The organism is Pimelobacter simplex (assembly GCF_024662235.1).
Taxonomy (GTDB): domain Bacteria; phylum Actinomycetota; class Actinomycetes; order Propionibacteriales; family Nocardioidaceae; genus Nocardioides.
This window is the reverse complement of the sequence record NZ_CP096276.1, coordinates 4,496,681-4,518,630: the sequence shown is the minus strand read 5'-3', so window position 1 is coordinate 4,518,630 and position 21,950 is coordinate 4,496,681. Positions and strand designations below refer to the sequence as shown.

The 21,950-nt window shown below is 74.7% G+C and carries 16 protein-coding genes; 8 read left to right on the top strand and 8 right to left on the bottom strand.

The features are described from left to right. Positions 1-25: 25 nt before the first annotated feature. Complete coding sequence (locus M0M48_RS22180; RefSeq protein ID WP_257752782.1) at positions 26-946, bottom strand: alpha/beta hydrolase; 921 nt, start codon at positions 944-946, stop codon at positions 26-28. A 164-nt stretch (positions 947-1,110) separates the two neighbouring features. On the opposite strand from M0M48_RS22180, the gene M0M48_RS22175 reads away from it, so the two are divergent. Next, entirely contained in the window at positions 1,111-3,012 is a 1,902-nt protein-coding gene (locus M0M48_RS22175) for an MFS transporter (protein ID WP_252372708.1), read from the top strand. Between the two features lie 8 nt (positions 3,013-3,020). Here M0M48_RS22175 and M0M48_RS22170 read toward each other — a convergent pair whose 3' ends face one another. Further along, complete coding sequence (locus M0M48_RS22170) at positions 3,021-3,839, bottom strand: hypothetical protein (RefSeq protein ID WP_257752781.1); 819 nt, start codon at positions 3,837-3,839, stop codon at positions 3,021-3,023. A 1,074-nt stretch (positions 3,840-4,913) separates the two neighbouring features. Next, positions 4,914-5,651, bottom strand: coding sequence for a hypothetical protein (locus M0M48_RS22165; RefSeq protein ID WP_257752779.1), 738 nt, complete (start codon positions 5,649-5,651; stop codon positions 4,914-4,916). A 117-nt stretch (positions 5,652-5,768) separates the two neighbouring features. Between M0M48_RS22165 and M0M48_RS22160 the strand changes: the two genes are divergently transcribed. The 3 genes from M0M48_RS22160 (at position 5,769) to M0M48_RS22150 (ending at position 9,267) form a co-directional block, all read left to right on the top strand. Next, positions 5,769-6,359, top strand: coding sequence for a hypothetical protein (locus M0M48_RS22160; RefSeq protein WP_257752778.1), 591 nt, complete (start codon positions 5,769-5,771; stop codon positions 6,357-6,359). Between the two features lie 50 nt (positions 6,360-6,409). Next, positions 6,410-8,071: a calcium-binding protein gene (locus tag M0M48_RS22155; RefSeq protein WP_257759269.1), complete on the top strand. Its 1,662-nt coding sequence runs from the start codon at positions 6,410-6,412 to the stop codon at positions 8,069-8,071. A 164-nt stretch (positions 8,072-8,235) separates the two neighbouring features. After that, on the top strand, positions 8,236-9,267 hold the full coding sequence (locus M0M48_RS22150) for a helix-turn-helix domain-containing protein (RefSeq protein WP_257752774.1): 1,032 nt from the start codon (positions 8,236-8,238) through the stop codon (positions 9,265-9,267). Between the two features lie 236 nt (positions 9,268-9,503). On the opposite strand, the gene M0M48_RS22145 is transcribed toward M0M48_RS22150, so the two are convergent. Next, complete coding sequence (locus M0M48_RS22145) at positions 9,504-12,539, bottom strand: amidase (RefSeq protein ID WP_257752773.1); 3,036 nt, start codon at positions 12,537-12,539, stop codon at positions 9,504-9,506. A 292-nt stretch (positions 12,540-12,831) separates the two neighbouring features. Here M0M48_RS22145 and M0M48_RS22140 point away from each other — a divergent pair, with 292 nt between their 5' ends. Next, positions 12,832-13,422, top strand: coding sequence for a flavin reductase family protein (locus M0M48_RS22140; protein ID WP_215812462.1), 591 nt, complete (start codon positions 12,832-12,834; stop codon positions 13,420-13,422). 42 nt (positions 13,423-13,464) lie between these two features. Here M0M48_RS22140 and M0M48_RS22135 read toward each other — a convergent pair whose 3' ends face one another. Genes M0M48_RS22135 through lysX form a run of 3 tightly spaced genes read right to left on the bottom strand, consistent with a single transcriptional unit; the run spans position 13,465 to position 18,176 of the window. Then, positions 13,465-14,127 (bottom strand): hypothetical protein, encoded by a 663-nt coding sequence (locus M0M48_RS22135; RefSeq protein ID WP_257752772.1) that lies wholly within the window; start codon positions 14,125-14,127, stop codon positions 13,465-13,467. Continuing rightward, positions 14,128-14,889: a DUF998 domain-containing protein gene (locus tag M0M48_RS22130; protein ID WP_257752771.1), complete on the bottom strand. Its 762-nt coding sequence runs from the start codon at positions 14,887-14,889 to the stop codon at positions 14,128-14,130. Further along, positions 14,886-18,176 carry a bifunctional lysylphosphatidylglycerol synthetase/lysine--tRNA ligase LysX gene (gene lysX / locus M0M48_RS22125; protein WP_257752770.1) on the bottom strand — a complete coding sequence of 1,097 codons (3,291 nt, stop codon included), beginning with the start codon at positions 18,174-18,176 and terminating at the stop codon, positions 14,886-14,888. The genes M0M48_RS22130 and lysX overlap by 4 nt, the downstream gene beginning before the upstream one ends. A gap of 116 nt (positions 18,177-18,292) precedes the next feature. Here lysX and M0M48_RS22120 point away from each other — a divergent pair, with 116 nt between their 5' ends. Beyond that, positions 18,293-19,195: a hypothetical protein gene (locus M0M48_RS22120; protein WP_257752769.1), complete on the top strand. Its 903-nt coding sequence runs from the start codon at positions 18,293-18,295 to the stop codon at positions 19,193-19,195. On the opposite strand, the gene M0M48_RS22115 is transcribed toward M0M48_RS22120, so the two are convergent. Next, a complete protein-coding gene (locus M0M48_RS22115; protein ID WP_257752768.1) occupies positions 19,192-19,725 on the bottom strand; it encodes a gamma carbonic anhydrase family protein in 534 nt (177 codons plus the stop codon). The two genes, M0M48_RS22120 and M0M48_RS22115, sit on opposite strands and share 4 nt — an antisense overlap. 50 nt (positions 19,726-19,775) lie before the next feature. Here M0M48_RS22115 and M0M48_RS22110 point away from each other — a divergent pair, with 50 nt between their 5' ends. Beyond that, positions 19,776-20,321, top strand: a complete 546-nt coding sequence (locus M0M48_RS22110; RefSeq protein ID WP_257752767.1) for a hypothetical protein — start codon at positions 19,776-19,778, stop codon at positions 20,319-20,321. 44 nt (positions 20,322-20,365) lie between these two features. Next, complete coding sequence (locus M0M48_RS22105; RefSeq protein ID WP_257752766.1) at positions 20,366-21,913, top strand: S8 family peptidase; 1,548 nt, start codon at positions 20,366-20,368, stop codon at positions 21,911-21,913. Positions 21,914-21,950: the final 37 nt, after the last annotated feature.

Sequence of the window (21,950 nt, the reverse complement as noted above, 5' to 3'; positions counted from 1 at the left end):
GACCCCGTGACCCCGGCGTAGGCCCTCAGCCCGCCGCCAGCCCCTCACCCAGGAACCGCAGCACCCCCGGCACCATCCGCCGCCAGTACCCGCTGTCGTGGTCCCCCAGCTCGAACCCGCCGGCCGGCGCCCGCTCCGGCGCGAACCCGTCGACGTAGTCGCGGGTGGTGGCGTAGAAGGGGTCGCCCTTCCCGCAGTCCACCCGTACGGCGATCCCGGCGAGCTCGTCCTGCCGCCCCATCACGCCGACCCGGGCGAAGTCGGCGGCGTCGTCGTAGGCGCCGGGTGCGGTCTCGTCGTAGGTGTGCCAGAGGGCCGGACCGAGGGCGGCGACGGCGGCGGCGCGGGTGGGGCCGAGGGCGGTGGCGAGGTGGAGGGCGCCGAAGCCGCCCATGGACCAGCCGATCAGGGCGATCCGGTCGGTGGCGATGTCCTCCTCGCGGGCGAGGAGGGGGAGGAGCTCGTCGACGAGCATGGTCTCGGCGTGGTCGCCGTCCCCGCGGTCGTGCCAGTACGACGCGCCGCCGTCGACGCTGGCGATCGCGAAGGGCGGTACGCCGTGCGCGACGGCGTCGGCGAGGTAGCGGTCGAGGCCCATCCGGTCGGCGCGGAAGGCACTGGTGTGGTCCTGGCCGCGGCCGTGGAGGGCGAGGACCAGCGGCAGCGATGACGAGGACGACGACGTCGGCCGGGCGAGGGACCAGCCGACCTGGCGGCCGCGGGCGGCGGAGTCGAAGGCGCCGGTGGTGACCGGGGCGGGGACGACGTCCGGCGGGACGCCGTCGGGGCCGTCGTGGCCGAGGTGGTGGTAGAGCCAGGCCTTGCCCGGGAGCACCTCGGTCTCGACGCCGGCGAGGGCCGCGCCGCCGAGGACGGCGGTGGTGCCGGCGGCGGCACCGGCGGTGAGGACCCGGCGGCGGGTGACGGATCGCGGGCGGGAGCTCATGGTGAGGACGACGCCCGGCGGGGCCGGCCGGTTGTCACCACTACGATGGCAGGCACCACGAACTCGAGAGACAGGTCAGCGTGCCGCCCCGCATCGCCACGGCTTCAGCCGAACCGGCCACCGGCGTCGCGCCGACTCGCGGCAATCCCACCCTCATCGTCGTGATGCTGTCGCTGTGCGGCATCGTCGTGTCGCTCCAGCAGACGATCCTCCTGCCGTTGCTGGCCGAGCTGCCGCGGCTGCTCGACACGTCGGCCAGCGGTGCGTCCTGGCTGGTGACGGCGACGCTGCTGACCGGCGCGATCGCGACGCCGACGATCTCGCGCCTGGCCGACATGTACGGCAAGCGGCGGATGGTGCTGCTCGCGCTGGCGGTGTCGGTGGCGGGCTCGCTGCTCGGTGGGTTGAGCCAGGTGCTGCCGCTGCTCATCGCGGCGCGGGCGCTCCAGGGCGTCGGGATGGCGCTGGTGCCGGTCGGCATCGCGATCATGCGCGACGAGCTGCCGCGCGACCGGGTGCCGCTCGGTGTGGCGATGATGAGCGCGACGCTCGCGATCGGGGCGGGCGCCGGGCTGCCGCTGTCGGGCCTGATCAGCGAGCACATGGACTGGCACGCGGTCTTCTGGCTGACCGGTGCGGTCGGTGTCGCGCTGATGATCGGCGCGCGGGCGATCATCCCGGAGTCGCCGGTGCGGACCGGCGGTGCGTTCGACGTACGTGGCGCGATCCTGCTGTCGGTGGCGCTGACCGCGATCCTGGTCGCGCTCACCAAGGGCGGGCAGTGGGGGTGGACGTCGCCGGCCACGCTCGGCCTGGTCGCCGGCGGTCTCGTCACGCTCGCCGCGTGGGTGCCGCTCGAGCTGCGGACGCCGCGGCCGCTGGTCGACGTACGGGTGGCGTCGCGGCGCGCGGTGCTCCTCGTCAACGTCGCGTCGGTCTTCGCCGGCTTCGCGATGTACGTCAACATGCTGGTGTCGATGCAGTTCCTGCAGATGCCGACGGGGACCGGCTACGGCCTCGGGCTCGACATCCTCCACGCGGGTCTGTGGATGGTGCCCAACGCCGCTGCCTTCGGCCTGATGGCGCCGATCTCGGCGACGCTGACCCGCCGGCTCGGACCGCAGGCGACGCTCATCGCGGGCGCCTCGATCATGGCCGTCACGTACGTCGGCCGCGTGTTCTGGAGCGACGACCTCGCCCAGGTCGTCATCGGCTCGGTGCTCGTCGGCATCGGTACCGCCCTGGTCTACAGCGCCATGCCGACGCTGATCATGCGCGCCGTCCCGGTCACGGAGACCGCCTCGGCCAACGGCCTCAACGTCCTCCTCCGCTCGCTCGGTACGTCGACCGCGAGCGCCGCGACCGCCGCCATCACGACCGCGTCGGTGATGACGGTCGGTGGTCTCGCGCTGCCGACGCAGTCGGCGTTCACGCTGATCTTCTGGCTGGCGGCGGCCTGCGCCGCGGTGACGGTCGCACTCGGCGTACCGATGCTGCGGATGCGGGAGTACTCCGTCGAGGCCGACCGCTCCGGATCCGAGCACACCGGCGTCGACGCGCAGGTGGTCCGGGGCCAGGTCGTCGACACACGGGCGCGGGCGATCCGCAACGGCGTGGTCACCGTCCTCACCCGCGAGGGCCAGGCGGTCGACTGGGGTCAGGCCGACACCGAGGGCCGGTTCACCGTGGCGATCCCGCAGGCCGGCGACTACCTGGTGGTGACGACCGCCGAGGGCTGGCAGCCGCGCTCGCGGATCATGCACCTCGACAACACCGCGCCACTGCCGCCGATCGCGCTGCGCGCCCGGCTCACCCTGACCGGCAACGTGACCGACGCCGACGGTGCCCCGTTCGTCGACGCGCTCGTGGTGCTCACCCGCCAGTCGGGCGAGGTGGTCGGCTCGCTGCGCACCGATCACGAGGGGCGCTACGAGATGACCCGGCCGTCCAACGGGCGCTACGTGCTGTCGGTCGCGGCGCGCGAGGGACAGATGGGGGCGCGGGCGATCACCGTGCTCGACACGGCCTACGACATCGACCTGGTGCTCGGTACGCCGCTCGCCTAGGGCGTGTCTCAGCGCGCCACGGTGACGCGGGCACCGCGGACCGTGATCTCGGCGTGGCCGGTGCCGCCCGCGGCGCCGTTGTGCGCGCCGCCGGGGAAGGCGCCGCCCTCCCCGCCGTCGCCGCCGCTGCCGTGCCCGCGCTCGGCCCGGCCGCCGGTACCGCCGCGGCCGCCGGCGAGGTGCCCGCCGGGCTTCCCGTCGGCCCCGGCGGGGAAGCCGGTGCCGGCCGTGCCGCCCCCGGCCCCGGCCTGGCCGCCCTGGCCGGACCGGCCGCCGGCGCCGCCGCGCGCGGAGACGTCGAGGCCGGGTGCGGACAGGCTCGTCGCCGTACCGTCGGTGCCGTCGGCCTGGGGGGACGAGGGTCCGCCGCCGCCGATGCCCCCCGTGCCGCCGGGGCCCACCCGGATCGTCAGCACGTACGACGACGCGTCGCTCAGGTCGGTCAGCCCGGTCGTGCCGGCCAGCTGCTCGCCGGCCCCGCCGCCTCCGCCCCCACCGCCGCCGGTCGCGCCGCCGCCGCTGCCGCTCCCGGTGCCGCCCGGACCGGGTCCGCGCCCGCCGCCGCCCCCGCCGCCGGCGAGGACGTAGCCGAGCGTGGTGCCGTCACCGATGGGCTCGATCTCGACCCGCGCGGTGCCGGACTCGTCGAGCGTGATGATCGTGCAGTCGGTGCCGCAGCTGCGCAGGTCCGGGGTCCGGGCGACCTCGGCCGCCGCGGCCGCATCGGCCCCGCGCCCGTCGCTGTCGCCGCCGGAGCAGCCGGCCAGACCGGGACCCGCGAGGAGCAGCGCGAGCGTGGGAAGGACGAGCCGGTGGCGGCGCGTCACGAGACGACCACCTGGCCGCAGACGCGGACCGTGGCCCACCCGGAGCGGCGCCCGCGCGGCCGTCGTACGAGCCGCCGGCGCGGGAGCCGCCCGTGCCGCCGTCGCCGCCCGCGCCGTAGGGGGCGGGTCCGCCGCTCCCTCCGGTGCCGCCGAAGCCGTCGCCGCCCGCACCGCCGTCGGTACCGGACGCGCCGGGCGACCCGCCCGTGGCCGCGGCGGCGCTCCCGCCGTTCCCGCCCGCACCGCCGGCCGAGCCGGCCATGCCGCCCTTGCCGGTCGTGCCGCCGGAGCCGCCGCCCGCGGACAGCCCGATGCCCGGACCGTCGAGGGTGGTGGCGCCGCCGGCGATGCCGTTGGCGTTGGGCATCGCCGGACCACCGCCGCCGTACCCGCCGCGGCCCCCGGCGCCGACCACCACGGTCAGCACCGGCGTGGCCCAGGCGGACGGGACGAGCACGGCGCGGGTGTCGACCAGGGCTCCGGCGCCTCCGCCGCCGCCCCCGCCGCCACCGGGACCGTCCGGCGGGGGTGGGACGCCGGTGCCGCCAGGACCGGGGCCGCGGCCACCGCCGCCGCCGGCGCCGTGGAGCACGGTGTCGACGGTGGTGGCGGCGCGGGCGCCGGGGCGGAAGGTGATCCGCACGGTGTGGGTGCCCGGGGCGGTGAACGTGCGGGTCGTGCAGGTGACCGGGGCCGGCGTGGGGGTCGGGGTGGGCGTGCGCGTGGGCGTCGCCGCGGGGGTCGGGCGTGAGGAGTCCGGGGAGGCCGGCACCAGGGAGGCGTGGGGTGCGGGCCGGCCGGTCGAGGCGGCCGTCGTGGCGGTCGTGGCCGTGACGGTGACGGCGGGCGCCGCGGGCGTCCCGCCCGCCGAGGTCGTCGCGGTCGGTGGCGTGGGCGTCGGCGGCGCGGTCGAGTCCGTGGGCGTCGGGGTGGGCGTCGGCGAGGCCGACCGGGACGCCCCGCCCGTCACCGGGTCACGGGCGGTCTGGGCGTCGTTGTTCCCGCCGCAGGCGGACAGGGCGGCCAGGCCGACCGCCCCCGCCACGGCCAGCGCCGCGGACCGGAGCGCCGGGCTCAATGCCGTCGTACCTCGGCCTTGGGTGCGGTCCGCCAGCCCGACGCGTCGTCGAGCAGCAGCACCGGGCCGTCCTCGAGGTGCAGCGGGCGCACCCAGGGGTCGACGTCGACGAGGGTGCCCTCGGCGGGCCGGGTGCCGGCGAGGGTGCGGGCGTCGCTGAGGTGGAGCAGGCGATAGAGCTCCTCGATCCGGTAGCGGCCGGCCCGGAAGCCGCGGATGCCGTCGAGCCACAGGTAGAACCCGTCGGCGCCGGAGCGGTGCAGGCCGACCGCGGACAGGGCACCGATGACGCCGTCCTCGGTGCCGCCGAGGCCCGACAGCAGCGTCCCCGTACGACGGGCGGTCGCGTGGGCGAGGTCCTGGTCGAGGACGTCGACCTTGGCGCGCTGCCCGAAGGCGACCACCTCGTCGGCGACGTCGGCCTTGCGCGCGACGGCCAGGCCGGGGTCGGAGCCGGGGGCGCTGTAGCGGCGCAGGAAGTCCGCAGCGGCGTCGTGGAGCGCGTCGACGCCGACCCCGTCCGCCGGCGCGACGAGCAGGCAGGCGCTCGAGTTGTGGGAGGTGTAGGGGATCCGCGGGTCGACCAGGAGCTGGTGCCGGGTCGCGCCGAGCGGGGCGGCGAGATCGAGCGCGTCGAGCTCCTGGAGGAGCTGCTGGGCCAGGTACCCGGTCCCCGGGCTCGACTCGTTGTCGGTGTCGTCGATGCCGAGCAGCACCGCGCCGGGGGAGGTCATCCGGGCCATCCTTCGTTGTCCGCAACTGAAGCAGGATCCTCCCACATTCGCCGCAGATGCGAGATGCTGTATCGATCTGAGACGCGTCTGCGTCTTCGATGGACTAGGGTGGCGCTCGTGTCCGTGCTGATCGATGACCGGTTCCGTGGCGGGCGCGCGCTGCCCGCGGCCCTCGTCCCGCACGGGCAGTGGGTGCACCGCCTCGCGGCGACGGCGGTCATGGCCACCGCGATCGCGGCGGTCGCCGTCCAGCAGCTGCACCGCACGCCCTGGGGCCTGCCCGGGCATCGCGGGATCTTCTGGCTCAGCGTGCTCATCGCGACCCGCTGGTGCCTCGACCGCCCCGGTACGGCGCTGCGCGTCGCCGCCGGCGGCAGCTGCGTGATCCTCTTCGTCGACCCCACGATGGGCACGCACGTGCTGCCCTACCTGGCGGCGGCGATGCTGATCGACCGGCTCGCCGAGGTCCCCCTCGTCCGCGAGCACCCCTGGCTGATGCTGCCGCTCGCGCCGGTCATCCACCTGGTCGGGGTGCTCTCGCCCTTCCTGCACCACCTGGGCGGCGGATCCGGCCTCGGGACGGTGCTGGGCGGCATGTGGTTCTACATCCGCGGGCACCTCCTGTGGGGTGCGGGCGCGGGTGTCGTCGGGATGGCGCTCGGGCTCGCCGGCCGGCGGTTGATGGACCGTTCCCCCTCGGCGCACTAGCCGCGCGCCCACCTCCCGTCTCGGCCCCCGACGTACCGAAGGAATCACGCATGCCCCGAACCACCCGGAGCGCCGCGGTCACCGCTGCCGCGCTCGTCCTCGCCGGCCTCACGGCGGCCCCGGTCGCCACGGCGTCGGCCGCCCCCGCGGCCCCGCCCGTCCCGAGCGGTCCGTGCGGCAGCAGCGGCGTCCTCGTCGACGCCCCCACCTCGTCGTGCACGTACGACGAGGTCGGCTCGGACGTCTTCAAGGTCCCCGCCGGCGTGAGCGCGCTCGAGGTCGAGGTGACCGGCGCGCGCGGCGGCCGCTGGTCGTTCGACGCGCTGTCGCTGGCCAGCAACCCCGGTGGCGCGGGCGGACAGGCGCGCGGCACGGTCGCGACGACGTCCGGCGCGGTGCTCCAGGTCAACGTGGCCGGCGCCGGCGCGAACGCGACCGCGACCAGCGCGACCGGTGGCCTCAACAACGGCCCGTCCGGCGGCTCCGGTGCGCCGGGCGGCTTCGGCGGCTCGAACGGCGGCGTCCCCGGCGCCCCCGGTGACGCGGCCGGCGGCGCGGGCGGCTCCAACCCGGGCAACGGCGGCAACGGCGCCGGTGGCGGCGGGTCCTCGGACGTCCGGACCGCACCCGGTGGCTGCGCCACCCTCACCTGCGACCTCGACGCCCGCGTGCTGATCGGCCCCGGCGGAGGTGGCGCGGGCGGCAACGGCGGCCGCGGCAACGCTCTCGGCGGCGGGGGCGGCAACGGCGGCGGCGAGACCGGTGCCGACGCCGGCAACGGCGGCGGCGGAGGCGGTGCGCCCGGCGGCTCGGGCGCGACCGCGAGCGCCGGCGGCGCCCCCGGCGTGAACCCGTACCCGCCGGCCCAGCAGGGCGGTGCCCCCGGCCTCGTCGGTACGACGGGCGCGGGCGGCGCCGGCGGTGACGGCAACGGTGTCACCACCGGCGGTACGGCGGTCGGCGGCGGCGCCGGCGGTGGTGCCGGCGGTGGTCGCCACGGCGGCGGCGGTGGCGCCGGTGGCGGCAGCCCGAGCGGTGGCGGCGGTGGTGCCGGCGGCGGCGGTGGCGGCGGCAGCGCCTACGCAGCACCCTCGGTGACCGACGCCGAGCTCGTCGCCGCGGTCAACGACGGCAGCGTCAACGACGGCGACGGCCAGGTCGTGATCACCTGGACCCGCCCGGTCGTGGTCGTCCCGCCCCAGGCCGTCCCGCTCACCCTCACCGCCGCGCCCGTCGCGGCCACCGGCAACCGGGTGACCCTCGGCCTCACCTTGCGCGGCACCGGCGCCGAGCGCGCCACGATCGCCGTCACGTCCTCCCAGCGCCGCCTGCTGCCGGCTCCCGCCACCCGGGGGACCGGCGTCCAGCGCCGTCTGGTCGTGGCTCCGCGGGCCGGTGTCGCCGGTCGTGCGCAGGTCACCGTGACCGCCCGGGTCGAGGGCCGCACGGCCCGGCTGACCTTCTGGGTGATCGCCGGCACCGCCCGCGCCGACCGCCTCGTCGGGACGCCCGGCACCGACCTGATCTTCGGCCGCGGCGGCGACGACCGGCTGATCGGCAAGGGCGGGGACGACGTCCTCGTCGGCGGGCCCGGGCGCAACCGGCTCACCGGTGGCCGGGGTGCGGACCTCTTCATCGGCGCGCGCAAGACCAACGTGGTCACGGACTTCTCCGCGGCCCAGGGCGACGTACGGCGCGCGCGGCTGGGCTAGCCGGACCAGCCGGTCGTGTCAGGTCCCGGCACGACCGGCGACCGTCTGCCCTCCCCGCGGCGCCTCCGCGGGCACCACGGGGAGCTTCGCCGTTGGCCTCTTCGGGTAGGACGGCATCACTGCTGCCCACGAGAGGCGGTGGAACGGTGCTGGCTGGGGGCCGCGTGACGGGTCAGGCGGAAGTCGATGATGTCGATGATGTCGTCCGGGTCGAGCTGGACTCGATCGAGGACTGGACCGCGATGTGCGGGGCGGCGTACGTGCCCCACCGCGCGGTCGCGAGCGGGCCGTTCCGCGGGGCGCTCGTCGAGAGGACGCTCGGCGACCTGGGCGTGACGCACGTCGGCTCGACGCGGCTGTCGGTGACCCGGCCGCGCCGGCTGGCCGCGGGCGAGCCGCGCGACGTGTTCATGTTCGCCGCCTTCATCCGGGGCGGTGGCGCCACGCGGCAGGGGGAGCGGACCGCTCGGGTGCCGGGTGGGGGCGGCTACTTCATCGACGGCGACCGGCCCTACGAGCTCCGGCTCCGGCACCGCTACGAGATGCTCGTGGCCCGGCTCCCCCGCACGCACACCCGGCTGCCCGATCGCGCCCTGCGCGCCACCACGAGCGTGGCGGTGTCACCCGGCTCCCGGGGAGTGGGGCCGCTGACCCGCCACCTCGCCGGGCTGGTGGGGCGGCGGCGCTCGTTCGGGGCGGAGGCAGCCGAGGGGCAGCAGCGCCTGGTCGGCGAGCTGGTGCGCGGCGTGCTCTACCCGATGGTCTACCCGGAGGGCTCGCGCCCGCTGCTGAGCGGCGCGGCGACCGCCGCGCACGCCCGTTGGTTCATCGAGGAGCACCGTCGTGACCCGTCGCTCACCATCGACGACGTGGCGCGCGAGCTGCGGGTCGATCGGCGCTACCTGGAGATGGTCTTCTCCCGCGAGGGCGTCGGGCCGGCCGGCTACCTGCGCCGGGCCCGGCTGCTCGACGCCCGCCGCGTCCTCCTCGACCAGCCACGGCTGCCCGTGGGCGAGGTGGGGCTGCAGGTCGGGTTCCTCAGCGCGAACTCGTTCATCCGGGCGTTCGGCCGGGAGGTCGGCGTGACGCCGCTCCAGTGGCGGCGCGCCCGGCGGGGGGACGCGGCGGCTGGTCCGGCGCCGCTGCTGACCGACCTGTCGGCGTACGACTGGACGGCGGCGCCGCCGACCGGCTGACCGGCGCCGGAATCACCATTCTGCGGGCAGGTCCGGGCAGTGCGTCCGGCAGGAGACGGGCAGACGCCGCGTGCGGTGCACGGCCGCGGGCCCGGACTGTCCGCGACGCGACGTCTCGTCTTCCTACGGTGCGGACGTCAGGCCGGGCGGCCCACCCCGGGCGTCCCCACCGCCCGGTCTGACCCGGCCCCCCACGGGGAGGGGCCGGGTCGGTTCCCCGAGCCGTGCGGCCGCGGTCAGCGGCGCACGACGAGTGTCACCTTCGGGCTCCACGCCGCCCGGTAGCCCTCACCCGCGACGACCGAGACCCGCAGCACGTGCCGGCCGCGGCTGAGCCGCGGCAGGGTCACCACGACCTTGCCGTTGGCCGCGACCTTGGCGGTGCGGATGACGGATCCGCGGTCGTGGACCAGCACCGTGGCGCCGGCCGGCGGGATGCCGGTGAGGGTCACCGCGAGCCGGGCGCGCTGGCGGGGCGTGACCTTCTTCTTCTTGAGCTTCACGGCGACCTTCGGTGCCGCCCGCGCGACCTTGAGGGTCGTGGTGGCGGCGCTCGCGGCGACCTCGGCCGAGCCGGCGTACCGGGCGGTGACGAGGTGGGTGCCGACCGGGAGGGTCGCCGGGAGGGTGAGCCGCGCGGTGCCGGCGGCGAGGGTGCCGCGCACCGTCTGCCCGGCCACCTCGACCTCGACGGCACCCGTGGCGGACGGGTCGGCGGTGACGGTGACGGTCGCCGTCGTCGCCTTCCCGTACGTCGTCGCGGTGGCGCCGAGGCTCACCGCGGTGACCGACGCGGCCGGTCCCCGCCAGGACAGCGCCGGAGCGAAGGTCGTGGACGTCGCGGCCTTGGTCCGCTGCTCCAGGGCGTAGCCCATGCCGAGGACCGCGGCGTCGTCCCAGGCCCGTCCGACGATCTGGACGTTGTTGGACTGGCCCTCGTCGTTCTTGCCGATCGGGAGGATGGCGGTGGGCAGACCGACCGTCTGGGTGATCACGCCCGACGCGCGGTCGGAGGAGAAGACCGCCGACGTGGCGTCGTTGTTGCCGATGCTGGTCAGGAAGCCCGGGTAGACGACCGCGTCGACCGGCTCGGCCCCGAAGGCGGTGTCCATCCACGTCGCGGCGGTCTGCTTGTAGGCGTCGCGCCGGGCGAGCAGGTTGGTGACGCTGATGTCGTCCATGGGCTGCGCGGTGTAGTTGCCCGAGACGTTGTACGGCAGGTTCGCCGGGTTCTCCATGAGCTGCTTGGTCGTGTACGGGAAGGTGCCCGGACGCGCTTCCGCGATGTAGCGCTCCCAGCCCTCGGCGCCGGCGCTGCCGGACGTCGGGAAGCTGCCGGCCGGAGCCGGCGGTGCCGTCTGCGCGGTGGCGAGCGGGACCAGGGTGCCGCCGGAGGCCTCGATCGCGGCCCGGACCTGGGCGAGCGCGACCTGGCCGGCGGTGTCGTCGGTGACGGCGGTCGACTGGAAGGCGGCGGGTACGTAGCCGATCACCTTGCCCTGCAGGGCGTCCGGGCGCAGCGCGCTCTTCCACTCGGCGGGGCGCAGGTCGTTGTCGACGCGCGCGGTGAGCAGGTCGTCGGGGTTGTTGCCCGTGGTCCGGGTCGCGGTGGCGTCGAGCAGCGAGGCCAGGTCGGTGACCGTCTTGGCCATCGGGCCGGCGTAGTCGGTCGCCCAGGTCAGCGGCATCACGCCGTTGGTGCTGGTGAGCCCGTCGGTGCCCCGGAAGGTCGCCAGGCTGGCGCCGGTCGAGGGGGCGTAGAGCGAGACGCCCGTCTGGGTGCCCATCGCGGCGGGGGCGAGGTCGGCGCGGACCGCGGTGGCCGAGCCGCCGCTGGAGCCGAACGAGGACTTCGACGGGTAGAGCGCGTTCCAGGTCTGCTGGAAGCCGCTCTCGCTCCACGAGCCCGAGTTCGCGAACTCCGAGAGGTTCGTCTTGCCGATGATCACCGCACCGGCCTCGCGCAGCCGCGCGACCTGCCAGGCGTCGGCGCCGGTCTCCCAGTCCTTCAGCGCCAGGGTGCCGCCGGAGGTGGGCATGTCCTTGGTGTCGTAGAGGTCCTTCAACGCGATCGGTACGCCGAGCAGGTCGCCCGTGCGTCCCGCCGCGCGCGCCTCGTCGGCCGCCATCGCCTGCGCCACGGCGGTCTTGGCGACGGTGATGAAGGCGTGGAAGCCGAACGGGCCGCCGTCGTACGCCTCGATCCGGTCGAGGTAGGCCTTGGTGATCGCCACGGACGTGGTCGCCCCCGAGGTCATCGCGGCCTGCAGGTCGGCGATCGTCTTGCCGGTGACGTCGTAGGCGACGTCGGTCGAGGAGATCGCGTCGGGCGCGGCGGCGGGGAGCCGCAGCGGCTCGGCGCCGGCGCAGGCGGCCTGGTAGGCGGTGAGGTCCCAGTTGCGCAGCGTGCAGATCTCGTCGACGGTGAGGTTCGAGAAGTCCGGCGTCGTGGCGAGGGCCGCGGTGTCGGTGGCGATCTGGGTGGTGTCGGACAGGGCGCCCACGACGACGTACTGCATGAGGGAGGCGGTCCGGCCGGGCTCGATGGTGAGCTCGCGGACGAAGCCGATGTCGTTGGCCCGGCTGCCCGTCGGCACGTACGCCGTGGTGAACGGGTCGGACTGCTGGTCGCCGAGGGCGTCGGTGCCGGCGCCGACGACGACGCCCGTCGGGCGGGTGTTGCCCGGCGTGGTGGCCGCGATCCAGGTGTCGGTGGTGTCGACGGTGGCGTCGCCGCTGCTGGTGGCGCTGACCGTCGCCTTGTTGGGGGAGCCGTTCGCGGTCAGGCCGGAGCCCAGCGAGCCGCCGAACGAGACCCGTACCGTGACCGGCTCGGTGGCCGCGTTCGTGTAGGTGTCGTAGAAGCTCGTCGTGCTCGTCCCGGTCGCGACCTGGACCTTGCGGGTCATCAGGACGTCGCCGAGCCGGACCGACGCGGTCGACCGGTACGAGCCGGGGGAGGACGCGGTGAGCCCGAAGCCGCGCATCATCTGATCGTTCATGCGGGGCGCTTCGCCGGCGGGGGCGTCGACGTGGAGGAAGACGTTGCCGAAGCCCTCCATCCGGGACCCGCTGACATTGCGGATCGAGCCGGTGTCGAGGCCGGGACGACGAGCGTCGTTGACGGTGACCGTGGCGCCGTTGGCGGTGGTGACGCTGGACAGGGCCGTGGCCGGAGGCGTGACCGACAGGGCCCCGATGCCCAGTCCGACGGCCACCGGGAGGGCGGCTGCGCGGCTGAGCCGGCGGCGCCCGAGGGTGGAGAATTGCATGCGGGGGCAGTGCCTTTCCATGGGGGGAGAGAGATGGCCCCCTGTTTCTAGGCAGCGCGTGTGACGGTCCCCCGCGTCGGCGATTTCCCCGCGGTAACGAATGGCCGCCCTGTGTTGCGACCTGGCGCCGGTCGCAGCGGCGGGGGTGGTGTGCACGCCGCTGCGACCGGATGCCCCAATCTCCGAGGCCCGCGCCGCGCTGTCAACGAGATCGGCCCCGACGGGCGCGAGATCCGGACGTACGTCCGGATCCGGTCCCCTCGCGCCGCACCCGACGCGGCATGATCGGAGCATGGCCCGCGACCACCTCGTCCTGCGTCCCGGCGACCCGGACGTCAACGCCTACCGGCTGCTGACGGCGCTGGTCGTGCCCCGGCCGATCGCCTGGGTGGCCAGTCGGTCGGCGGCCGGGGTCGGCAACCTGGCGCCGCACTCGTTCTTCACCGTGGCCAGCGCCGATCCGCCGATCGTGCAGTTCACGTCGGTGGGGGCCAAGGACACGTTGCGCAACGTCCTCGAGACCGGCGAGTTCACGATCAGCCTGGCCAGCGCGCCGCTCATCGACGAGGTCAACGCGTCGAGCGCGACCTATGCGGCGGGCGTGGACGAGGCGACCGAGCTGGGGATCGCGATGGCGCCGAGCGCGGTCGTCGTACCGCCTCGGGTGGCGGCGTCGCCGGCCTCGCTGGAGTGCCGGCTGCACTCGACGCTGCCGATCGGCGACTCGACGGTCGTCTTCGGCGACCTGGTCGCGGTCACCGTCGACCCCGCGGTGCTGGTCGACGACCGGCCCGCGCTCGACCTCCTGGCACCGCTGTCGCGGCTCGGCGGCGACGAGTGGGGCCTGCCGCCGACGGTGGTACGCCGGCCCCGGCCGCGCTGACGGCCCGCGCTGACGGGCCGCGCTGACGGCCGGGACGTGCCCCTAGGCGCCGGCCTCGACCCGTACGCCGCCGGCGTCGATCCACCGCGCGAAGCCCGCGCCGGTGACCCGGGCCGTACCGTCGCGCACCACCACGGCGGTGTGCTCGTCGATCGCGCACGCCGCATCGACCCGGCCGGCCGCGACGGCGTGCAGGGCCCGCGAGGTGGTGCCCCACTGGGCGGCGTGCACGTCGGCGGCGAAGCCGACCCGGCCCAGGCCGGGCACCACGGTGACCTCGTCGAGGTCCTCGGAGGCGTCGTCGGGGCAGACCGGGCGTCCGTCGACCAGCCAGCCGCCGACCAGGCTCCGCTCGGCGGCGATGGCCGCGCCCGCGGAGTAGCCGGCATAGGGGACCGTCGCGAGTGCGGCCCGGGCCGGGGTGACCAGCTCGGCGTAGAGCGGGGTCAGTCCGCCGGCCACGAAGACGCCCGCGGCGCCGGCGACGTCCGCCTCGGCCAGCGGCCGTCCGGCGGAGAGGACCACGCACCGGACCGACGCGGCGCCGGCGAGCACGCCGCGCCAGCGGTCGAGGTCCACGCCCTCGCCGTCGTCGACGACCACGGCGACGACCTCGCCGCTGCCGGTCTCGTCGATGAAGGGGGCGAGCAGGCTGCGCACCTGCGCCTCGTCACGGCCGCCGCCGATCAGTACCTCCAGGGTCATTCAGGACACCTTCCGCTGCTGGTCGTAGGGCGGCGTCCCCCTCTCGGGGTCGCCGGTGGCCGCGGGAGCGGCGGACTCCCGGTGCCGCCGACGGTGCAGCGTGACCCACAGGAGCCAGGTCGGCGCCAACGCTAGCCAGGTTGCGGTCAACGTGACCCCGAGACGCTGAACCAGGCCGAGGGCGACCGCGTCACCGTTGACCAGGAGCGCTGCGGTGAGCACGGCATCGACTAGACCACTGAGTGCGGCGGCCACGCCGACGACAGCCAGCGCGCGGCGGCGCCGCACGGGTGCGTCGATCCGGCGCAGGGCCAGGGTGCAGGTCACGAGCAGCACCAGGAAGGCGTTGGTCTCGATGAAGCTGATGACCCCGTGCGGCTCGGTGATCCGGGCCCACCACGAGCTCGTGCCCGGGTCGGGCAGCTGGACGTCGGTGAACGACTCCTCGAGCGGCAGCAGCGCCTCGAGCACGATGCAGGTGCCGAGCACGACCAGCGGCGCCCAGACGCCCGGCCAGCGCCGGCTCTGCCACCACGCGGCGGCTCCGCCGAGCAGGAGCAGCGCGCCGCCGATCAGGTCGAGGGTGCGGAACACCCGCCGGAAGGGCTGGCCCACCGCGGAGAGCTCGCTGATGAAGCTCGTCACCGGGTCGATGTGCACGGGCAGCACGAACTGCAGCACCCACGAGGCGTAGACGACCCCGCCGGTGACGAGCAGCGCCATGGACACCCGCCGGGCGAGCCGGCGCCGGAACGCGCTCATGGCACCTCCGTCGTCGTACCGGGGCGGACGAGGGGGAACGCCAGCGTCGCGCGGATGGACTCGCCCGAGAGCAGCATGAGCAGGCGGTCGACGCCGATCCCGATTCCTCCCGTCGGCGGCAGGCCGAACTCGAGTGCCTGGAGGAACTGCTCGTCGACCACCATCGCCTCGGCGTCGCCGCCCGCGGCGAGCAGCGACTGCTCCTCGAGCCGGCGGCGCTGCTCGACCGGGTCGGTCAGCTCGCTGTAGGCGGTGGCGATCTCCATGCCGAAGGCGACCAGGTCCCAGCGCTCGGCGAGCGCCGGCACGTCGTCACGGGATCGGGTCAGGGGGCACACGGAGGTCGGGAAGTCGGCGTAGAAGGTCGGGTGGACCGTGTGGGGCTCGACCAGCTTCTCGTACAGGTCGAGGACGATCTGGTCGCCCGTGCGGTCCTCTCCCGACGGTACGCCGTGGCGTACGGCGAGCTCGCGCCACGTCTCCAGCGGCGTGCTCCAGTCGACCTCGGCGCCGACCGCGGCGGAGACCGCCGCGTGCACGGTCACCACCGGCCACTCGCCGCCGATGGGGAAGCGCTCCTCGGTGCCGTCGTCGTCGCGGCGCACCAGCACCGGCTCACCGTGCGCGGCGATCGCGGTCGCCACGATCACCTCGCGGCACAGGTGCCTCATCGTCGTGTAGTCGCCGAACGCGTCGTACGCCTCGAGCGCGGTGAACTCCGGGTTGTGGGTCCGGTCGGCGCCCTCGTTGCGGAACACCCGGCCGAGCTCGTAGACCTTGTCGACGCCGCCGACGCACAGGCGCTTGAGGTAGAGCTCGGGCGCGATCCGCAGCGAGAGCGGCAGGTCGTAGGCGTTGCTGTAGGTCGTGAACGGGCGGGCGTTGGCGCCGCCGTGGACCGTGTGCAGGACCGGCGTCTCGACCTCGAGGTAGCCCTGCGCGTGGAGGGTCTCGCGGATCTGGCGGATCACGGTCCCGCGGCGGCGCAGCAGCTCGCGGGCGTCGTCGTTGAGGGCCAGGTCGACGTGGCGCTGGCGGACCCGGACCTCGGGGGCGAGGGTGCCGTTGACCCGGCTCGGCAGCGGGTGCAGGCACTTGGCCAGCATCCGCCACGAGGAGACGAAGACCGAGCGCTGGCCGGTGCGGGTGAGGTCGAGGTCGCCGGTCATCTCGACCAGGTCGCCCAGGTCGCAGCGGGCGACGAACGCGCGCAGGTCCGGCTCGGCCCCGGCCTCGGTGCCGCCCTGGAGCACGCACTGGACCAGCCCGGTCCAGTCGCGGACCTCGGCGAAGAGGACGCCGCCGTGGTTGCGGACGCCGACGAGGCGACCGGCCACGGTGACCGTCGTACCGTCGGGGGCGGCGAGGGCGTCGGTGACCGACGAGGGACGCCCGGTCGAGGCGGGGTAGGCCTGCACCCCCGCCTCGGACATCTCGGCGAGCCGCTCGAGGCGGACCCGCACCTGCTCGGGAGGACGCCGCCCGCGCGCCCGCTGGGCCTGGTGCTCGCAGACCGACGCGACGATCTGGTCGGCGCGGGCCTCGGGGAGCGCCTCGGGCACGAGCTTGCGGCGGGTCCGGGTCCAGCCGGGCACGTTGACGAAGCCCTCGGCGATGCCGGACGCGACGCCGATCCGGACGAGCATCCGGGCGTCGTCGTAGCACAGGAAGCGGGGCAGCCAGTTGGGCTCGAACTTCACGTTGGAGCGGTAGAGCGCCTCGAGCTGCCAGTAGCGGGAGAGCACGAGGAGCACCTTGCGCAGCACCCGCAGCACCGGACCGGCGCCGATCCGGGCGCCCTCCTGGAAGACCGAGCGGAGCACGGCGAAGTTGAGCGAGATCTGCGCGACGCGGTGCTCGCCGCCGCGCTCGGCCAGGGTGCTGACCAGGAACTCGATGACGCCGTTGGGCGCCTCCGGGTCGCGGCGCATGAGGTCGAGCGAGATGCCGGAGCGACCCCACGGCACGAACGAGAGCAGGGCCACGACCGTGCCGTCGGGGTCGAGCGCCTCGACGAGCAGGCAGTCGCCGTCCTCGGGGTCGCCCAGCCGGCCCAGCGCCATCGAGAAGCCGCGCTCGGGCTCGTCGCCGCGCCAGCGCTCGGCGAGCTCGCTGATCAGGTCCATCTCGTCCTCGGGGACCTGGTGGTGCCGCCGGATCCGGACGGTGATGCCCTGGCGCTCGACGCGTCGTACGGCTTGGCGGACGGGGCGCAGCCGGTTGCGGTTCTGGTTGAACGTCGCGACGTCGATGATCGCCTCGTCGCCGAGCTGGAGCGCGGTCAGGCCGGCCCGCTCGTACTGCTGGGCGCCGCGCTCGCTGGCACCGAGAACCGCCTGGGACCAGCCGTGGTCGTCGGCGTACTGCTGCCAGCGGGCGATCGCCGACGGCCAGGCGCCGGGGTCGCCGATCGGGTCGCCGCTGGCCAGGCAGACGCCGATCTCGACCCGGTAGAGGACGGCCGCGCGGCCGTCCTCGGAGAACATGGCGGCCTTGTCGCGGCGGGTCGCGAAGTAGCCCAGCGAGTCGCCCCGGCCGTACTCGTCGAGCAGCGCCCGGATCGCCCGCTCCTCGGGCCGGCGCAGCACGGCGTCGAGCGCCTGGGACTGGAAGACCACGGCGAACGAGCCGAGCAGGGAGACCGCGCCGAGGAAGCCGATGAAGTCGCTCGCCCACTCCGACGGGTGCCCGTCGAAGGCGCGCGGGCCGAGGATGCCACCCGTCGCGCGGTTGACCGACCACAGCAGCCGCTGGTCGGCCGGGAGCGTGCCGGGCAGCACCTCGATGAGCAGGAAGCCGATCCCGATGCTGACCGCGAGCGTGCACGCCAGGACGACGCCCGCCTTGATCACCGACCGCGAGCGCACCCGCGTGGTGAACCCCTTGCGGGCGAGCAGGACCAGCACCAGCAGCACGATCGCGACGGTCACCGCGAGCCCGCTGCGCGAGCGCGTGGTCAGGTCACCGGTGGCATCGGCGAGGTTGAAGACGAGGAAGACCACGAGCACCCGCCAGCCGGCGCGCTTGCGCGTGCTGAGCGCGGCGGCGAGGAGCCCGAGGAAGGTGGCGTAGGCGAGGTTCGGCCGCAGCAGCAGGAAGTTCTCGTTGATCCAGAACAGCTCGGGCCGCACCGCGTGGCGCAGGGGAGGGAAGAGCGCGGTGACGGCGCACACCACGGCCCACGTACCGAGGAGCGTCGCGGCATAAGGGGGGATCCGCTTCTGGAGGCCCTCGGTCAGGGTCCGGTACTGCGCGCCGATCGACGAGGAGCTGTTGTCGCGCGACACCTAGGCACCTTATAGCGCGGCCGCGAACCGTCCTGACACCGCGTCATTGCCACACTGTGCCTGCCGGGTGCTTCACTGTGACGTGGTGTCACTGAAGATCTCGGGAGGTCGCACAGATGTCCGTGAAACGGCTGAGGGAGAAGGCTGGGATCGAGGCCCGCGCGGCAGAGGCTTGGCTCGACGGCGCCTGGTCCTGGTCCGACGGGATCTTTGGGTTCCGTGCCGTGGCGCGTCTCTACGGTCTCCTGGCGGTAGCCACATTGCTGCTGAGTCCTGTGCTGGTCGGATGGGTCGGCGTCCGCATGCTCCACGAGGAGAGTGGGCGATGGATGGTCCCGTTCCTGGGTACGGCCGCCCTCCATCTGCTGCTCTGGGCGTCGGTCATCTGGACGCTTCTGGTGGGACTCATGGTTGCGATTCGCGTGCTGGTGACCGGTTGGACCGTACGGCGAGCGGTCCAGGAGCTGTGGTTTGGCGTCGTGCAGTCGGTCGGATTCCTCGATGCTGTCGGCAAGACTTGTGCTGCGGTCGTTGTGCTGACCTTCGGAGTGGGGTTCGGGTGGAGCCGGGCGGGCACGGACGGCGGTACGCCGCACGCCGACATGGTGGCCGTGCAGCTCGGTCTCGGTCTCGTGGCTCTGACCGGTGCCACCTGCTACGCGAGCCTGGTGCAGGCGCATCGGCTCCTGCAGGGGGCGCCGACGTCGATCCGATGGATGCTGGTGGGCATTGCGACCTTCGTTGTCAACGACTTCGTGCTGCACCAGGTCGCACCGCCAAGGGTCGTGGCGACATCGATGCTCGAGGACTGGTTGCCGAACGAGAGCAGTCAGATGAGGGAGTTGCTGGTTGCGGAGATGCCGCTGCTGTCGAGTGTCAGCGCGCTCGCACTACTGGTACTGCTGGTCGCTGCCGTCCATCTCGTCGCGCCGTGGCGGCAGGCCTTCCGCGTGGCGTGTGCCGCCAGTCCAGACGCCGGGAGGACGTCGGCCGCGACAGTGGGTGAGGAACCGACCTAGTCCTCCGGCACGGCGACGACGCCCTTGCGGTGCCGGGTGGCGAGGTCGGCGTAGTACGGCGCGTTGGTCTCGATCCAGAACTGCGCGCCGGTGCCCTCGATGGGCTTCTTCGGCTCGGCCGGCGCGCCCGCGGCGAGGACCCCGTCGGGGATCTCCTTGCCGGGGGTGATGACCGCTCCTGCCGCGACCAGGCTGCCCGCGCCGATCGTCGCGCCGTCGAGGATGGTGCTGGCGTTGCCGAGCAGCGACTTCTCGCCGATCTTGTCGCCGTGGAAGACGCACGCGTGGGCGATCGTGGCGTGCGGGCCGATCTCGACGGTGACCTCGGGGGCGCCGTGGACGACCGAGTTGTCCTGCACGTTGGAGCCCTCACGGACGATGATCGTGCAGATGTCGGCGCGCAGGACGGCGCCGTACCAGATGCTCGCGCCCTTCTCGACCCGTACGTCGCCGATCAGCGTCGCCGTCGGGGCGACGAACGCCTCGGGGTGGACCTGGGGGCGACGCCCCTCGAACTCGTAGAGGAACACGGCTGACACGGTAGGCCAGGCCCGGTCCGGGCTCCTCGTAGGGTCGGGCCATGGCGAGCGGCACCCGGCGCAGCAGGCAGACGACGACGTGGCTGCTCCCGGCCGACGAGGAGGCCCTCGGCGAGGCGGTCGCCCGCGGCCTGCCCGGGGCCGGGTGGTGGTGCGTCCCGCCGGGCCCGCCCGCGGCGGCCGAGCGGCACCGCCACGCGAGCCTGCCCGACGCGCTCGACTGCGGCGGCCTGCAGGCGGTGCTCCCGCTGCCGGTTGATGTGGCGCCCGGCGCGGAGACCGCCCAGGTGCAGGTGCTGCGCGGCATCGACCGGGAGCCGGGCCGGCTCGCCGTCGGTGGGTACGACGACCCGCGGGTCCGGGCCGACGCCGACGTGGTCTGGCAGGCGCTGCGGGCGGTCTCGACGCTGGCCCACGCCACCGCGGCGACCGGTACCGCCGACACCTCACCGCCGCACGCCCCGCGGATCGGCCGGGCCGCCCGGGCAGCGTACGACGCGGGGACGCGCGTGCCGACGTACCGCGGCGCGCCGGTCGTCCTGCGGGGGACCGCCACCCCACGTGACGCAGGACACAGTGAGGTGTGAAGATGCGCAGGCGCACACCCGCGCCTCTCGGAAAGGGGACATCCATGTCCTTGCGCAGCAACCGACGGCTCCGCGCCGTCGTCCTCGCGGCAGCCACCGGCCTCACCCTGGCCGGCCTCGCCGTGTCCACGCCCGGAGCCACCGCGGCTCCCGGGCCCGGCTCCGGAGACGCCGACGGCCCGCCGTCGACCCCGGTGCCGATCAGCACCCCGGACGGGGCCGTCTCGGCCTACGTCCTCAACGCCAAGCACGCCAACCCGGGCCAGACCCGCCTCGTCGAGCGTGCCGTGCGCGCGTCCGGCGGCGTGGTGATCCAGACCTGGCCGCAGATCGGCGTCGTCGTCGCGCACAGCGACCGTGCCGCCTTCCGCGATGACGTACGACGCCGTGCGGGCCACGCGCTCGAGTCGGTCGGTGCGACCCGCACCGTCCCGGTCAGCGAGGGCACGCCCGAGGGCGTCGCGTCCCCGTGGGGCCCCGGCAAGGGTCAGCTCCGCAAGGCCGCCCCGCAGCGGGACACCGACGGCGCCGGCAGCGAGCGGACCGTGGCCGTCGCGCCCGACCCGCGCGAGGCCGAGCAGTGGGACATGCAGATGATCAAGGCCGACCAGGCCCACGAGATCACCGACGGCTCCCGCCGGGTCGTCGTGGGCGTCCTCGACAGCGGCATCGACCCGGACCACCCGGACCTGGCCGCCAATATCGACGTCCGGGACTCGGTCAACTGCAGCGACGCCGGCCGCCCGGACCGCTCGCCGACCGGTTGGTACCCGACCACGAGCGACCACGGCACGCACGTCGCCGGCACGATCGGTGCCGCGCGCAACGGAACGGGCATCGTGGGCGTGGCCCCCGGCGTCCGGATGGCCGCGGTCAAGGTGGTCAACGACGACGGCTTCATCTACCCCGAGTACGCCGTCTGCGGCTTCATGTGGGCCGGTGAGCGCGGCATGGACGTGACCAACAACAGCTACTACGTCGACCCGTTCGAGTTCTACTGCGAGGACCAGCCCGACCAGTACGCCGCCAAGGAGGCGGTCCGCCGCGCGGTGGCCTGGTCGACCGACCAGGGCGTCGTCCACGCGGCGGCGGCCGGCAACTCGTCGTACGACCTGGCGAACAAGACGACCGACAGCGGCAGCCCCGACGACGGCACCCCCGTCGAGCGCACGCTCAACAACGGCTGCCAGGACATCCCGACCGAGCTGCCGGGCGTGGTGACCGTGTCGTCGCTGGAGCGGTTCCCGACCACGGGGCTGGAGAACCGGCTGTCCGGCTTCAGCAACCGCGGTCTCGGCGTCATCGACGTCGCGGCCCCCGGCTCGCGGATCCTGTCGACCATCGTCAACGGCAACGGCTACGGCCTCAAGTCGGGTACGTCGATGGCCTCGCCGCACGTGGCGGGCGTCCTGGCCCTGATGAAGTCGGTGCACCCGCGCTGGACGCCCGCCCAGATGGTCGCCAAGCTGCGCGCCCAGGCCGACGACCATGCCTGTGGCACCACGACCGCCGGCGCGCCGTGCGTGGGGTCCGATCGCAACAACAGCTACTACGGCGAGGGCGTGCTCGACGCGCTCGACGCGGTGAGCTGATCGCCTGAGGCCGGTGGCCGCCTCCGGGCGGTCACCG

What these genes read in the sequence shown, in the direction of transcription:
- M0M48_RS22180 (WP_257752782.1), bottom strand. Translation starts at nt 946, where the DNA reads ATGAGCTCCCGCCCGCGATCCGTCACCCGCCGCCGGGTCCTCACCGCC.
- M0M48_RS22175 (WP_252372708.1), top strand. Translation starts at nt 1,111, where the DNA reads ATGCTGTCGCTGTGCGGCATCGTCGTGTCGCTCCAGCAGACGATCCTC.
- M0M48_RS22165 (WP_257752779.1), bottom strand. Translation starts at nt 5,651, where the DNA reads ATGACCTCCCCCGGCGCGGTGCTGCTCGGCATCGACGACACCGACAAC.
- M0M48_RS22155 (WP_257759269.1), top strand. Translation starts at nt 6,410, where the DNA reads ATGCCCCGAACCACCCGGAGCGCCGCGGTCACCGCTGCCGCGCTCGTC.
- M0M48_RS22145 (WP_257752773.1), bottom strand. Translation starts at nt 12,539, where the DNA reads ATGCAATTCTCCACCCTCGGGCGCCGCCGGCTCAGCCGCGCAGCCGCC.
- M0M48_RS22140 (WP_215812462.1), top strand. Translation starts at nt 12,832, where the DNA reads ATGGCCCGCGACCACCTCGTCCTGCGTCCCGGCGACCCGGACGTCAAC.
- M0M48_RS22135 (WP_257752772.1), bottom strand. Translation starts at nt 14,127, where the DNA reads ATGACCCTGGAGGTACTGATCGGCGGCGGCCGTGACGAGGCGCAGGTG.
- M0M48_RS22130 (WP_257752771.1), bottom strand. Translation starts at nt 14,889, where the DNA reads ATGAGCGCGTTCCGGCGCCGGCTCGCCCGGCGGGTGTCCATGGCGCTG.
- M0M48_RS22120 (WP_257752769.1), top strand. Translation starts at nt 18,293, where the DNA reads ATGTCCGTGAAACGGCTGAGGGAGAAGGCTGGGATCGAGGCCCGCGCG.
- M0M48_RS22110 (WP_257752767.1), top strand. Translation starts at nt 19,776, where the DNA reads ATGGCGAGCGGCACCCGGCGCAGCAGGCAGACGACGACGTGGCTGCTC.
- M0M48_RS22105 (WP_257752766.1), top strand. Translation starts at nt 20,366, where the DNA reads ATGTCCTTGCGCAGCAACCGACGGCTCCGCGCCGTCGTCCTCGCGGCA.